At 66.6% G+C, this 12938-nt stretch carries 11 protein-coding genes; 7 read left to right on the forward strand and 4 right to left on the reverse strand.

Going from position 1 to position 12938, the window contains the following annotated elements:
- The first annotated feature begins 179 nt into the window (after positions 1 to 179).
- The 3 genes from ACWW1C_RS05675 to ACWW1C_RS05685 all read left to right on the forward strand — a co-directional run bounded on the left by ACWW1C_RS05675 (position 180) and on the right by ACWW1C_RS05685 (position 4513).
- Entirely contained in the window at positions 180 to 2717 is a 2538-nt protein-coding gene (locus tag ACWW1C_RS05675) for a bifunctional FO biosynthesis protein CofGH (RefSeq protein WP_455984160.1), read from the forward strand.
- A gap of 81 nt (positions 2718 to 2798) precedes the next feature.
- A complete protein-coding gene (locus ACWW1C_RS05680) occupies positions 2799 to 3263 on the forward strand; it encodes a DUF2231 domain-containing protein (protein WP_455982534.1) in 465 nt (154 codons plus the stop codon).
- Between the two features lie 164 nt (positions 3264 to 3427).
- Positions 3428 to 4513: an IS630 family transposase gene (locus tag ACWW1C_RS05685; RefSeq protein ID WP_455982084.1), complete on the forward strand. Its 1086-nt coding sequence runs from the start codon at positions 3428 to 3430 to the stop codon at positions 4511 to 4513.
- On the opposite strand, the gene ACWW1C_RS05690 is transcribed toward ACWW1C_RS05685, so the two are convergent.
- Both ACWW1C_RS05690 and ACWW1C_RS05695 read right to left on the reverse strand, forming a co-directional pair.
- Positions 4510 to 6537, reverse strand: a complete 2028-nt coding sequence (locus ACWW1C_RS05690) for an FAD-dependent oxidoreductase (RefSeq protein ID WP_455982535.1) — start codon at positions 6535 to 6537, stop codon at positions 4510 to 4512. The genes ACWW1C_RS05685 and ACWW1C_RS05690 overlap by 4 nt on opposite strands.
- Complete coding sequence (locus ACWW1C_RS05695; protein ID WP_455982536.1) at positions 6534 to 7100, reverse strand: PadR family transcriptional regulator; 567 nt, start codon at positions 7098 to 7100, stop codon at positions 6534 to 6536. Before ACWW1C_RS05695 ends, ACWW1C_RS05690 begins: the two co-directional genes overlap by 4 nt.
- A 257-nt stretch (positions 7101 to 7357) precedes the next feature.
- Here ACWW1C_RS05695 and fdxA point away from each other — a divergent pair, with 257 nt between their 5' ends.
- Together fdxA and dapC are read left to right on the forward strand one after the other, a co-directional pair.
- Positions 7358 to 7678, forward strand: coding sequence for a ferredoxin (gene fdxA, locus ACWW1C_RS05700; protein ID WP_029121628.1), 321 nt, complete (start codon positions 7358 to 7360; stop codon positions 7676 to 7678).
- Between the two features lie 2 nt (positions 7679 to 7680).
- Positions 7681 to 8784 carry a succinyldiaminopimelate transaminase gene (dapC, locus tag ACWW1C_RS05705; protein ID WP_455984161.1) on the forward strand — a complete coding sequence of 368 codons (1104 nt, stop codon included), beginning with the start codon at positions 7681 to 7683 and terminating at the stop codon, positions 8782 to 8784.
- 88 nt (positions 8785 to 8872) lie between these two features.
- Here dapC and ACWW1C_RS05710 read toward each other — a convergent pair whose 3' ends face one another.
- Together ACWW1C_RS05710 and ACWW1C_RS05715 are read right to left on the reverse strand one after the other, a co-directional pair.
- The gene (locus tag ACWW1C_RS05710) at positions 8873 to 10171 is read right to left on the reverse strand and encodes a hypothetical protein (RefSeq protein ID WP_455982537.1); all 1299 of its coding nucleotides are present in this window, start codon (positions 10169 to 10171) and stop codon (positions 8873 to 8875) included.
- Positions 10161 to 11285: a sulfotransferase gene (locus ACWW1C_RS05715; protein WP_455984162.1), complete on the reverse strand. Its 1125-nt coding sequence runs from the start codon at positions 11283 to 11285 to the stop codon at positions 10161 to 10163. Before ACWW1C_RS05715 ends, ACWW1C_RS05710 begins: the two co-directional genes overlap by 11 nt.
- 151 nt (positions 11286 to 11436) lie before the next feature.
- On the opposite strand from ACWW1C_RS05715, the gene ACWW1C_RS05720 reads away from it, so the two are divergent.
- Together ACWW1C_RS05720 and ACWW1C_RS05725 are read left to right on the forward strand one after the other, a co-directional pair.
- The gene (locus ACWW1C_RS05720) at positions 11437 to 12477 is read left to right on the forward strand and encodes a TIGR03617 family F420-dependent LLM class oxidoreductase (protein ID WP_455982538.1); all 1041 of its coding nucleotides are present in this window, start codon (positions 11437 to 11439) and stop codon (positions 12475 to 12477) included.
- A gap of 16 nt (positions 12478 to 12493) precedes the next feature.
- Complete coding sequence (locus ACWW1C_RS05725; RefSeq protein ID WP_455984163.1) at positions 12494 to 12937, forward strand: MarR family winged helix-turn-helix transcriptional regulator; 444 nt, start codon at positions 12494 to 12496, stop codon at positions 12935 to 12937.
- Position 12938: the final 1 nt, after the last annotated feature.

The following is a 12938-nucleotide window of genomic DNA, read 5'->3' on the forward strand; positions in this document are numbered from 1 at the left end:
CGTTTGCTGTGTGTGTCGGGGTATGGGGGCCGCGCCGCGCCGACGAGCTGGCGCTACTGTGGCCGGTATGCCAGGCGCAGTGGTTTCAGAATGTGAGACGCGTGGATGAACGTCGACTTCAGCGGGGTTAAACGGAAGTGGCTCTGAACCCCCAGACCGGTGCCGACCTGCCCCTCCCCATGGTCCCACCGCTCGCCGCCCCCGCATCGTCGTCCGCGTTACGCCGCGTCCTGCGTCGCGCTCGTGATGGTGTGTCACTCAATGTGGACGAGGCCGCGATCGCGATGACGGCCCGCGGGGACGACCTCGTCGACCTCTGCGCCAGCGCCGCCCGCGTCCGTGACGCCGGGCTGGAAGCCGCCGGACGCCGCGGCGCCACCGGCCGGCTGCCGGTGTCGTATTCGCGCAAGGTCTTCATCCCCGTGACGCACCTGTGCCGCGACACCTGCCATTACTGCACGTTCGTGACGGTGCCCGGCAAGCTACGCGCGCAGGGCATGGGCATGTACATGGAGCCCGACGAGATTCTCGACGTGGCCCGCAAGGGCGCCGAGTTGGGTTGCCAGGAAGCGCTTTTCACGCTCGGTGATCGTCCGGAGGAGCGCTGGGACGAAGCCAAGCAGTGGCTCGACGAACGTGGCTACGACTCCACCCTTGATTACGTGCGGGCCATGGCCATCCGCGTCCTCGAGGAAACCGGCCTGCTGCCGCACCTAAACCCCGGCGTGATGAGCTGGTCGGAGCTCTCTCGCCTCAAGCCCGTCGCGCCGTCGATGGGCATGATGCTCGAGACCACGTCGCGCCGGCTGTTCGAGACCAAGGGCCTGGCGCACTATGGCAGCCCCGACAAGGACCCGGCGATGCGGCTGCGCACCCTCGACGACGCCGGCCGACTGTCCATCCCGTTCACCACGGGCCTGCTGGTCGGCATCGGTGAGAATCTCACCGAGCGCGCCGAGACGATGCACGCGATCCGCAAGTCGCACAAGGAATTCGGGCACGTGCAGGAAGTCATCGTGCAGAACTTCCGGGCCAAGGACCACACTGCCATGGCCCAGACGCCCGATGCCGGGATCGACGACTTCCTGGCCACCATCGCGGTGACGCGCCTGGTGCTGGGCCCCAAGATGCGGATCCAGGCGCCGCCGAATCTGGTGTCCCGCGAGGAGTGCCTGGCGTTGATCGGCGCCGGCGTCGACGACTGGGGCGGTGTCTCGCCGCTGACCCCCGACCACGTCAACCCCGAGCGTCCCTGGCCGGCCCTCGACGACCTGGCCGACATCACCGCCGAAGCCGGGTACGACCTGGTGCAGCGGCTGACGGCGCAGCCGTCCTACGTGCAGGCCGGAGCTGCGTGGATCGACCCGCGCGTGCGCGGACATGTCGATGCCCTGGCCGACCCGGACACCGGGTGGGCGCGCGACGTCAACCCGGTCGGCATGCCGTGGCAGGAACCCGACGAGGCGGCGGAGTCGCTGGGCCGCACCGATCTGCACACCGCGATCGACACCGAGGGCCGGCTGACGGAGACGCGCAGCGACCTCGGCAGCGCGTTCGGTGACTGGGAGTCCATCCGGGAGAAGGTCTCCGAGTTGGCGGCGCGTGCCCCCGAGCGCATCGACACCGACGTCCTGGCCGCTTTGCGGTCGGCCGAACGCAACCCGGGTGGATGCAGTGACGACGAGTACCTGGCGTTGGCCACCGCGGACGGGCCGGCGCTGGATGCCGTTGCGGCGCTGGCCGATTCGCTGCGCCGGGACGTCGTCGGCGACGACGTGACCTTCGTGGTGAACCGGAACATCAACTTCACCAACATCTGCTACACGGGCTGCCGCTTCTGCGCCTTTGCGCAGCGCAAGGGTGACGCCGACGCCTACTCGCTGTCGACCGACGAGGTCGCCGACCGGGCGTGGGAGGCACACGTCGCCGGCGCCACCGAGGTCTGCATGCAGGGTGGTATCGACCCTGAGCTGCCCGTGACCGGGTACGCGGATCTGGTGCGCGCGGTGAAGAAGCGGGTGCCGTCGATGCACGTGCACGCCTTCTCGCCCATGGAGATCGCCAACGGCGTGACCCGCAGTGGCCTGTCGACGCGCGAGTGGTTGACGTCGCTGCGGGAAGCGGGTCTGGGCTCGATCCCGGGCACCGCCGCGGAGATCCTCGACGACGAGGTCCGCTGGGTGCTCACCAAGGGCAAGCTGCCCACCGCCGAGTGGATCGACGTCGTGACGACCGCGCACGAAGTGGGGCTGCGGTCGAGCTCGACGATGATGTACGGACACGTGGACACCCCGAAGCACTGGGTTGGGCATCTGAATGTGCTGCGCGGAATCCAGGACCGCACAGGCGGTTTCACCGAGTTCGTGCCGCTGCCGTTCGTGCATCAGTCGTCGCCGCTGTATCTGGCCGGTGGGGCGCGCCCGGGGCCGACGCACCGCGACAACCGCGCGGTGCACGCACTGGCGCGGATCATGCTGCACGGCCGGATTCCGAGCATCCAGACCTCGTGGGTCAAGCTTGGCATCGAACGCACCCAGGTGATGCTGCAGGGCGGCGCCAACGATCTCGGCGGCACGCTGATGGAGGAGACCATCTCCCGCATGGCCGGTTCGGAGAACGGGTCCGCCAAGACCGTCGCCGAGCTGGTCGCCATCGCCGAGGGCATCGGCCGCCCGGCCCGTCAGCGCAGCACCGACTACTCGCCCCTCGCTGCCTGAGCTGCCCGCGCGAGCAGACACAAAGCTGTCGGTTTCCTGCGAGAAACGGCAGTTTGGCGTCTGCTCGTGGAGACTTGTCGCGTGAACACCATCGGTGACATCCCGGCGCACCCGTTTTTCGTCCACTTCGTCGTGGTCCTGGCGCCGCTGGTCGCGATCCTCGTGGTCCTCTGCGCGGTGTGGACCGCCGCTCGTGAGCGCTTGGTTTGGCTGACGCTGGCCCTGGCCGTCGCGTTGACGGTGCTGACCCCGCTGGCCACCGAGGCCGGTGAGTGGTTGGAGCATCAGCAGAAGGACCGGACACCGACTCTGCACGAACACACAGAGCTCGGCGACACAGCGATCTATTTCGTGCTGGGACTGCTGGTGGTGTCGTTGGCGTTGGCGCTTCTGCACCGGTGGGGCACGAGACTCGGGGAACGTCGTGGCCTGGCGGGCGTCGTGGTGGCGGTGTTGGCCGTGGTGATCGGCGTCGCGACGATTTACCAGATCGTGCGGATCGGCGACACCGGTGCCCACGCGGTCTGGGGCGGCGGCGAGTCGTAGCGACGCACGTATCTGCGCGGTCCCTACGCCGAGCGTGGCGCTTGCTGCTGACGACACACCGTGCGCAGCGCGGCAACGGCCACCCTCGGCGTAGGCCTGCCACTCGGCCGGTGCCGGACTAGTGTCCTGAGTCGTTAATTCACCTTCTCTTGTTAGGGTGGGTCATGCCCTCGCCCCACGCTGTCGAGATTGTGTTGACCGATGACGAGCGTGCGGAGTTGGTGGGCTGGACGCGTCGGCGCACCAGTGCCGCGGGTCTGGCGCTTCGGGCCAGGATTGTGCTGGCCGCTGCCGACGGCGGCACCAATGTGGAGTTGGCTGATCGCCTAGAGCTCGATCGGGGCACGATCCGTAAGTGGCGCAACAGGTTTGTCGAGCTGCGCTTGGACGGGCTGCTCGATGAGCCCCGGCCAGGTCGGCCACGGGTGGTCGGTGACGAGCAGATCAAGGAGTTGATCACCACGACCCTGGAGACCACTCCGCCGCAGGCCACGCACTGGTCGACCCGGTCGATGGCCGAGCATCTCGGACTGTCGCAATCGATGGTCTCGCGGGTGTGGCGGGCATTCGGGCTGGCGCCGCACAAGCAGGACTCGTGGAAGCTGTCCAAGGACCCGCTGTTCGTGGAAAAGGTCCGTGACGTGGTGGGCCTGTACCTGGATCCGCCCGAACGGGCGGTGGTGCTGTGCGTGGATGAGAAAACCCAGATCCAAGCCCTCAACCGCACCCAGCCGGTGTTCCCGATGCTGCCGGGAACCCCAGCGCGAGCCAGCCACGATTACGTCCGCCACGGCACCTCAAGCCTGTATGCGGCACTAGATCTGGCCTCGGGCAAGGTCATTGGGTCCTTACATGCCCGGCACCGGTCCCAGGAGTTTCTGGCGTTCCTGAAAAAGATCGATGCCAATGTCCCGGCAGACCTCGATTGTCACGTCGTGCTCGACAACGCCTCGACCCACAAAACCCCGGCCGTCAAACGCTGGCTGCTGGCCCATCCACGTTTCACGCTGCACTTCACCCCGACCAGCTCCTCATGGCTCAACCTCGTCGAGCGCTGGTTCGCCGAACTGACCACCAAGAAACTGCGCCGCGGCACCCACACCTCAGTACGTCAGCTCAACACCGACATCCGTGCCTGGATCGACACCTGGAACGACAACCCCCGCCCCTACGTGTGGACCAAGACCGCCGACCAAATCATCGAATCCATCGCCAACTACTGCAGACGAATTAACGACTCAGGATACTAGAGCTTGGCCGCCAGCTCGGTGCCCTGACGGATCGCTCGCTTGGCGTCCAGTTCGGCGGCCACGGCCGCGCCGCCGATGATATGCGGCGTGATCCCGTTGCGCCGCAAGGCGTCTTCGAGGTCGCGGACCGACTCCTGGCCGGCGCAGACCACGACGTTGTCGACCTCGAGCACGCGTGCCCCGGACCGGTCCGACCCGAAGCTGATGTGCAGGCCGGCGTCGTCGATCTTCTCGTAGTTCACGCCGGAAAGTTGCTGTACCCCTTTGGCTTTGATCGACGCCCGGTGCACCCAGCCGCTGGTCTTGCCGAGCCCGCGTCCTTGGGCGCCCTTGGTGCGCTGCAGCAGGTACACCTCGCGGGCCGGCGGCAGTGGGATGGGCGTGGTCAGCCCGCCGCGGGAGTCGCCGCCGTCGGCGATGCCCCACTCGGTGCGCCACTCCTTGAGATTGAGGGTGGGGGACTCACCCACCGTGAGGAACTCGCTGACGTCGAAACCGATTCCGCCGGCACCGATCACGGCGACGCGTTTGCCGATGGGGGCTCCGGTGATCGCCTCCGCGTACGACAGCACCATCGGATGATCGATGCCGGGGATCGCGGGCATGCGCGGTGCGACGCCCGTCGCCAGCACGACATCGTCGTAGCCGGACAGTTCGTCGGCTGCCGCCCGGCTGTTCAGCCGGACGTCCACGCGGTGCTTGGCCAGCATGGTGGTGTAGTAGCGCAGGGTCTCGTTGAACTCTTCTTTACCGGGAATCCGTCGGGCCAGATCGAATTGGCCACCGATGTGGTCGCCGGCCTCGAACAGCGTCACGTCGTGGCCGCGCTCGGCGGCGGTGACGGCGGCGGCCAGGCCCGCGGGTCCGGCGCCGACCACCGCGACCCGCTTGGCCACGCGAGTCTTACCCAGTACCAGGGTGGTTTCGTGCCCGGCTCGCGGGTTCAACAGGCACGACACGGTCTTGTGCACGAACGCGTGGTCCAGGCAGGCCTGGTTGCAGGCGATGCAGGTGTTGATCTCGGCGGCGGCGTCGTGCTGCGCTTTGCGGACCCAGTCCGGGTCGCTCAGGAGTGGGCGTGCCATCGAGATCAGTTGCACCGCACCGTCGGCCAGAATCTGCTCAGCGGACTGCGGCATGTTGATCCGGTTGGATGCCACCACCGGAATGGTGACGTGTTGCGCCACCGCGTTACTGATGTCCGCGAACGCGCTGTTCGGTACCGACGTCACGATGGTCGGGACCCGTGCTTCGTGCCAGCCGATACCGGTGTTGATGATCGTCGCTCCGGCGGCTTCGATTTCCGTTGCCAGCGTGAGGATTTCTTCCCACGTCTGGCCGTCTTCGACGTAGTCGGCCATCGACAGCCGGTAGCAGATGATGAAATCGTGGCCGACGGCCTCGCGGGTGCGCCGGACGATCTCGACCGGGAAGCGGCGGCGCTTTTCCGGTGTGCCGCCCCAGGCGTCGGTGCGTTTGTTCGTGCGCGGTGCCAGGAACTGGTTCAGCAGATAGCCTTCGCTGCCCATGATCTCGACGCCGTCGTAGCCGGCTTCGCGGGCCAGGAGCGCGCATTTCACGAAGTCGTCGATGGTGCCTTCGACATCACGCAGCGCCCGCGGCCGGAATGGGTTGATGGGGGCCTTGATCGACGACGCGCTGACCGAAAGTGGGTGGTACGCATAGCGTCCCGCGTGTAGCACCTGCAGCAGGATCTTGCCGCCTTCGGCGTGGACGGCGGTGGTGATGCGACGGTGCCGACGGGCATCGGAAGACGAGATCATCTCGGCGGCGAACGGCAGCAGCCAGCCGGTGCGATTTGGGGCGTAGCCACCGGTGATGATCAGCCCGACGCGGCCGCGGGCGCGCTCGGCGAAATACTCGGCGAGCTTGCCGGTGTCACGGGCGCGGTCCTCCAGACCGGTGTGCATCGAGCCCATGATCACCCGGTTGCGCAGCGTCGTGAAGCCAAGGTCCAACGGCGACAACAGGTTCGGATAGGGCGTTGAATGCGGCACAGTCATCGTGTTCCTTCTAGAGCGAGCAGAACTTCGTCCAACCAGTCCACCGATCCCTGCTCGGCGCGGATGCCGCCGCGCAGCACCAGGTATTGGTGCAGGGTGCTGCCGGTGAGCGCGGAGGAGTCGGGGAACTGACGTTTCTCGTAGCCGAGGTAGGTGTCGAGCAGCGCGGCGCGTTCGGCGCGCAGCGCGTGAATCTGCTCGCACAGCGCGGCGGTGCTGTCCGCGGATCCGTACGCCGCGCCGCGTAGCTTCACGGCGAGCTCGCGCGTGCGGGCGTCGGTCACGGAACTGCCTCGGCCGGTGAGGGGTTCGGCGATCCAGTGTTCCAACTCGGTCCGGCCGGTGTCGGTGACCGAGTAGACCTTCTTGTCCGGACGGCCATGCTGCGCGACAACCTCGACGCTGACCCAGCCGTCGGCGTCCATGGTGCGCAGCGTCTTGTAAATCTGCTGATGTGTGGCTGCCCAGAAGTAGCCGATGGAGCGGTCGAACCGGTTGGCCAGTTCGTAACCGGAACCGGCTTGTTCGCACAGCGCCACGAGGATGGCGTGGGGGAGGGCCACGGTCGAAGCGTAGGCGCTACCCGCGGTCCTATGCAACTAGTTGCAAAGCAAAAGATGACACGCGTAAAAAGCTGCGAGTTGGAGCTAGTCGGAGGGTAAGTGCAACGTCTAGTATCAGTAACCACGCGCCACCCTTCCCGGGCGGCGCGCAAAGTTAGGTAACACTGAGCCAGACGCTTCGGTACGGGCGCACCATACTGACGTCTGCTCGTTGATTCCTGACGAGCCAGCAGCCCACTGGAACAGGAGAACTACCGGTGACGTACGTCATTGCCGAACCCTGCGTCGACGTCAAAGACAAGGCATGTATCGAAGAATGCCCGGTCGACTGCATCTACGAGGGTGCACGCATGTTGTACATCCACCCCGATGAGTGCGTGGACTGCGGTGCGTGCGAGCCCGTCTGCCCCGTCGAGGCCATCTACTACGAGGACGACGTCCCCGATCAGTGGAGCGGATACACCCAGAACAACGCCGACTTCTTCGCCGAGCTCGGCTCGCCGGGTGGTGCGTCGAAGGTCGGCCAGACCGACAACGACCCGCAGGCGGTCAAGGATCTCGCGCCGCAGGGCGAGTGACCCTGTCCGCTAGAACCAAGGTCTCGGCCGCTCTGCCGGTGTTCCCGTGGGACACCCTGGCTGACGCAACCGCGACCGCACGTGCCTACCCGGACGGCATCGTCGATCTGTCCGTCGGCACCCCTGTTGACGACGTCGCGCCGGTGATCCGGGAGGCGCTGGCCGCTGCCAGTGCCTCACCGGGTTACCCGACGACGGCCGGCACGCCGGCTGTCCGCGCGTCGGCCGTGGCTGCCCTGCAGCGTCGCTACGGCATCACCGGCCTGCCCGAGCAGGCTGTGCTGCCGGTCATCGGTACCAAAGAGGTGATCGCCTGGCTACCGACCCTGCTCGGGTTGGGAGCCGCGGACACCGTCGTGGTGCCGGAGTTGGCCTACCCGACGTACGACGTCGGAGCGCGGCTGGCCGGCGCCCAGGTGCTGCGGGCTGACTCGCTGACGCAGATCGGGCCGCAGTCGCCTGCGCTGGTGTACCTGAACTCGCCCAGCAACCCGACCGGCAAGGTGCTGGGTGTCGACCACCTGCGCAAGGTCGTCGGCTGGGCGCGCGAGCGCGGTGTCGTCATCGCGTCCGACGAGTGCTACCTCGGCCTGTCGTGGGACGCCCAGCCCCTGTCGGTGCTGCATCCCGACGTCTGCGACGGCGACCACACCGGCCTGCTGGCCGTGCACTCGCTGTCCAAGACGTCATCCTTGGCCGGGTACCGCGCCGGCTTCGTCGCAGGGGACCCGGCGCTGGTCGCCGAGCTGCTGGCGGTGCGAAAGCACGCCGGGATGATCGTCCCGACGCCGGTGCAGGCCGCGATGGTCGCAGCCCTCGACGACGACGAACACGAACGCGTCCAGCGGGACCGGTATGCCGAGCGGCGTGACGCGCTGCTGGCCGCGGTCCGTGGCGCCGGTTTCACCGTCGAGCACTCCGAGGCCGGTCTGTACCTCTGGGCCACCCGCGGAGAGTCCGGACGAGCGACGGTCGCGTGGCTGGCCGAGCGCGGCATCCTCGTCGCCCCCGGGGAGTTCTACGGTCCGGCCGGCGAGCAGTTCGTGCGCATCGCGCTCACCGCGACCGACGAGCGCATCGCCGCCGCTGTTTCGCGGTTGGCCTAGTCCTTTCGCGAGCAGACGCAAAACTGTCAGTTTTCCGCGGAAAACTGACAGTTTTGCGTCTGTTCGCGAGTAGATGGTGACCGGGGGATCAGTACTGGCGATAACGCCGCTGGACATGCTCCTGCCGAATCCGGATCTGTTCGCGGCGTTCGTCGGCGTTGACGGTCCGGGTGGCTTCCGGCAGGTGCTTGCGGACCTCGTCGCGGCCGATCACCGTCACGGTGGTGGTGGGCAACTCCGCCGGCGGCGCGCTGTACGTCCACCGCACCGTGATGAAACCTTGCGAATGTCCGGCGGTGTCAAGCCAATTCGGCACCTCCGGGTCGACGTCGGTGATGACGTACCGTAGTCGCCCGTCGAGATCGGGCTCGGTCTGAAAGCCGTTGAGGCTGCTGACGTGGTTGGCGTAGTCGAGCGATTCGCCCCAGAGGTTCGACAGGTGGAAGCCCAGATATGCCGGTGGCGCAGGCACATTGAGTTCGACGAGCAGCGCGTCGTCGGGTCCCAGGTCGTACGTGCCGCCGGAGTAGACGTTGGTGCACTGGCCGCCGCCTGTCGCGAGGTTGGCCGGCATAGGGGCGTTGAGCGCGTTGCGCGGCATGAAGGTGATGCCGTCACCGTTCTTGTCGCCGTGCGCTTCGAGGACGACGTCGTAGAACTCATTCCAGAACTTCATCTGGTTCTCGACGAGATCACCGATCCGCCGCAGGCGGTCCGCCGCGGACGACGGCGTCAGTGCCGCTGGATGCGTTCCCTCGGCACCGATCTGCGCGATGTGCAGATCGGGGCAGGTTTCCTGCTCCCAGTCGTGAAAAAGTATGCGGGCGATGACATATCCGGCCGTAGCCTCGTCTGCGGCGGTGGCGATGAAGTTGCCGGTATAGCCGGGCGGTCGTTGCGGCGCAAGCAGGATCTCGAACCCACCGTCATCATCGACGAGAAGCGCTGCGGAGTCGAGCATCCCGGTGACGACGCGTCCGCCCGGCCCGAGCTCGGCCAGTGAGCCAGTGTCGCCGGCATACCTCGTGTGCGCCTCAAAGATCATGTACTGCGGTACTTTTCGTCCCGCTGCGAGCGAGCCGCGAATCCGGTAACTACGGGCTCCGTCGATGGTCGCCGACAGATACAACGCGTCGGCGTTGTCGATGGTGGCCTTGTCGATGGGCTGAATGGCGCGGCGGAAGTAGGGAAACTGCGGGTCCTCGGAGAAGGCACGTTCGATGGCGCTGAACGCGAAACCCATGAGATACCGGTAACCTTCGGCCACACCGAGCGGTGTCACCGGTGGCGCGTGCAGGGCGGGAGAGTCGACCGCGTCGCGGGCGCGGCCCAGCGCGGCCATCATGTCGGTCCACGCCGCGCGTACGGTTTCGAGTTCAGCTGACATGAGCGTCGATTTCTCCTTCGTCTTCTACCACGGTGACCCAGCGGTATTCGTCAAACAAGCCGGCCAGGCGCCGGTGGATATCTCGCGGCTCCAGCCCGAATTCGGCCAGGCTGTACCGATGCGTCGTTTCGTGGCCGGGACGACGTTCGGCGGCGGTGAAGGCCTGGTCGGCTTCCGGGCCGACGGCGAGGCCGAGCTCGTCGTAGACGCGGCGCATGGTGGTGGACGGCGCGCCGACGAGTTCGCGGTAGTCGACGACGCTGGCCCGCACCTCGGGGTGACGCGCCAGGACCTCGAGCGGGTGCAGGTAGGTGTGCACCGATTGGTCGGCCAGAACCCGCAGCGAGCTGGTGATCAGTCGCTCGTCGCGCCCGCGCAGTGACCATTCCGTCTGCATCAGCTTGAGCAGGCTGGGAATCGTCTCGTACGGATTGCGCATCGGCACAATGATTCTCGCGTCGGGGAAGGTCTCGATGAGGGTTTCCACGCGCCCGCAGAAGGTCGGATTCTTGCTCAGGTGGGTACCGCCTCCGTTGAGCGCGATCTGGCGCCGGACGCATTCCTTGTAGAACGCCATCATGCGGCGCCGCTTGCGGTCCGGCCACCGGTCGACGTGGTAGAAGTCCAGCTCGCCCATGTAGGGAAACGCCACGATCCAGAATCCGGAACTCAGGGACCACGTCAGGAATGCGTCATCCTCTTCGGGGACGAAGAAGCCCGTCTTGTGAATGTCCTCGGTGGGCGCGAAGGCCTGCTCCTCGATGGCGTCGAGCCGGCGACGAAGCCGGCTGCCCGTCGCGGTGTCGATACGAAACAGTAAACGCAGCAGCTTCTTTTCCAGCAGTGACGGGAAGAACAGCTCGTACATCAGGGCGTAGCTGAACTGCGGATCCTGTGCCATCAAGCGGTGCAGGTACGTGGTGCCGCTGCGCGCGTGCCCGATACAGAACGTCGGTGCGCGAACTTCGGTGCGGCGCAACGCCGGGAACAGCACTGGATCGAGTGCGAAGCACAGTGAGTGGAGGGCAGCGATCAGCGGGACGCCGACGGCGAATCGCAGAAAGGGCCTCCACCGGCGCAGCGAACGTGCGTCGCGGCGGAGCAACTGCAGCATCGTGAAGTAGTTGGACCAGTCGAAGTGGAAGCGCGACACAGGAGTTCCTCGGGCCGTGGAGTCGGAATGGGGCTGACCACAACGTAAGTAAAGGTGGTTGACTTTGTCAATCAATTGACAATGTCAACCAGGCTGGTTAGCGTCCCGGCGTATGCAGGTATTCGCCGCCATGTCGCCCGAGCTGCCGCTGACCCAGGTACCGGCCTACGCACGCCGGATCGAGCGGCTCGGATTCGACGGACTGCACATCGCCGAGACGACGCACGACTCACTGGCCGTGGCGCTGCTGGCCGCCGAACACACCGAACGGCTGATCATTCGCACAGCCGTCACCCTGGCTTTCGTCCGCAGCCCCATGCTCACCGCCTACGCGGCCTGGGATGTGCAGACCTTCTCGAATGGACGATTCGAATTGGGCCTCGGTACCCAGATTCGGCAGAACATCGAAGACCGATTCGGGATGCCCTGGAGCGAACCGCGGGCACGGATGGCGGAATACGTCAGTGCGCTCCAGGGCATCTTCGATGCGTTCCGTACCGGAGGGTCGGTGCGCCATGAGGGCGAGGCGTACCGCATTACGCGCCTGCAGCCGTACTTCAACCCCGGGCCGAATGACCTGGCACCGCCACGCATCTGGCTGGGCGCGGTCAACGCGCGGATGTGCGAACTGGCCGGTGGGGTGGCCGACGGCGTCATCACGCACTCCACCAATTCCGACCCGGATTACCTGAGAGAGGTGGTGCGTCCGGCACTTCGGCGTGGCGCGGAGGCCGCGGGCCGCCCCGGACTGCCGGCCCTCGTGGCGTCGACCGCAGTCGCCACCGGCAGCACCGATCCGCTGGTCGAGCAGGAACGCGAACGCCAGCGCCGGATGCTGGCGTTCCTGCTCTCGACCCCCGCGTATGCGGCGACGCTGAAACGAAAGGGCTGGCACAACCTGGCCGACGACCTTCGTGTTCTGGTCAAACAGCAGCGCTGGGACGATCTTTCGACGGTCCTCGCTGATGACGTGCTCGATCAGTTGGTGACGGCCGGGCGTTACGATCAACTGCCGGATCTGCTGCGCGCCAAGTACAACGGCATCGCGGACGGGGTGGTGCTGCCGCCGGTCAATGATGACGAGAACGAGGATCAGCCGGTGCGGACGTGTATCCGGGACCTGCAGAGCGGAGCGCGCGGTGGCGTCGAGTAGGGCATCGAAACGCAAGATGGATTCGGTGGATTCGATCAGTGCCGCCCTCGCGCAGGTGGTGCGGTTGAGCCTGAGCCGAGCGGCCTTCAAACGGCAGGCCACCAGCGCAGACACTGAACTGTCTCAGCCGTCCTACGCGCTGCTGCGGGTTCTCATCGACGAAGGGCCGCAACCCGTCGGGCAGTTGGCGACCACGGCGCACATGGACGTCGGCATGACCACGCGGCGCGTGCAGGCCTTGGTCGACGCCGGGCACGTCACCCGGCACGCCGACGGCAACGACGGGCGCGTGTCCATCGTGCAGGTCACCGATGAAGGACAGCGTGCGGCCGACGCGCTGCAGGACGTGCGTCGTGAACACCTGGCGCGCGCACTCGCGGACTGGACCGCCGACGATCTGCATCAGCTCGACGTGCTGCTCAACCGCTTCGTCAGCGACACCAAGGAAACGCCGATCTAGC

It is taken from the genome of Mycobacterium sp. HM-7, assembly GCF_053852335.1.

What these genes read in the sequence shown, in the direction of transcription:
- ACWW1C_RS05715 (WP_455984162.1), bottom strand. Translation starts at nt 11,285, where the DNA reads ATGCTGCAGTTGCTCCGCCGCGACGCACGTTCGCTGCGCCGGTGGAGG.
- ACWW1C_RS05725 (WP_455984163.1), top strand. Translation starts at nt 12,494, where the DNA reads ATGGATTCGGTGGATTCGATCAGTGCCGCCCTCGCGCAGGTGGTGCGG.
- ACWW1C_RS05690 (WP_455982535.1), bottom strand. Translation starts at nt 6,537, where the DNA reads ATGACTGTGCCGCATTCAACGCCCTATCCGAACCTGTTGTCGCCGTTG.
- ACWW1C_RS05685 (WP_455982084.1), top strand. Translation starts at nt 3,428, where the DNA reads ATGCCCTCGCCCCACGCTGTCGAGATTGTGTTGACCGATGACGAGCGT.
- ACWW1C_RS05720 (WP_455982538.1), top strand. Translation starts at nt 11,437, where the DNA reads ATGCAGGTATTCGCCGCCATGTCGCCCGAGCTGCCGCTGACCCAGGTA.
- ACWW1C_RS05675 (WP_455984160.1), top strand. Translation starts at nt 180, where the DNA reads ATGGTCCCACCGCTCGCCGCCCCCGCATCGTCGTCCGCGTTACGCCGC.
- ACWW1C_RS05710 (WP_455982537.1), bottom strand. Translation starts at nt 10,171, where the DNA reads ATGTCAGCTGAACTCGAAACCGTACGCGCGGCGTGGACCGACATGATG.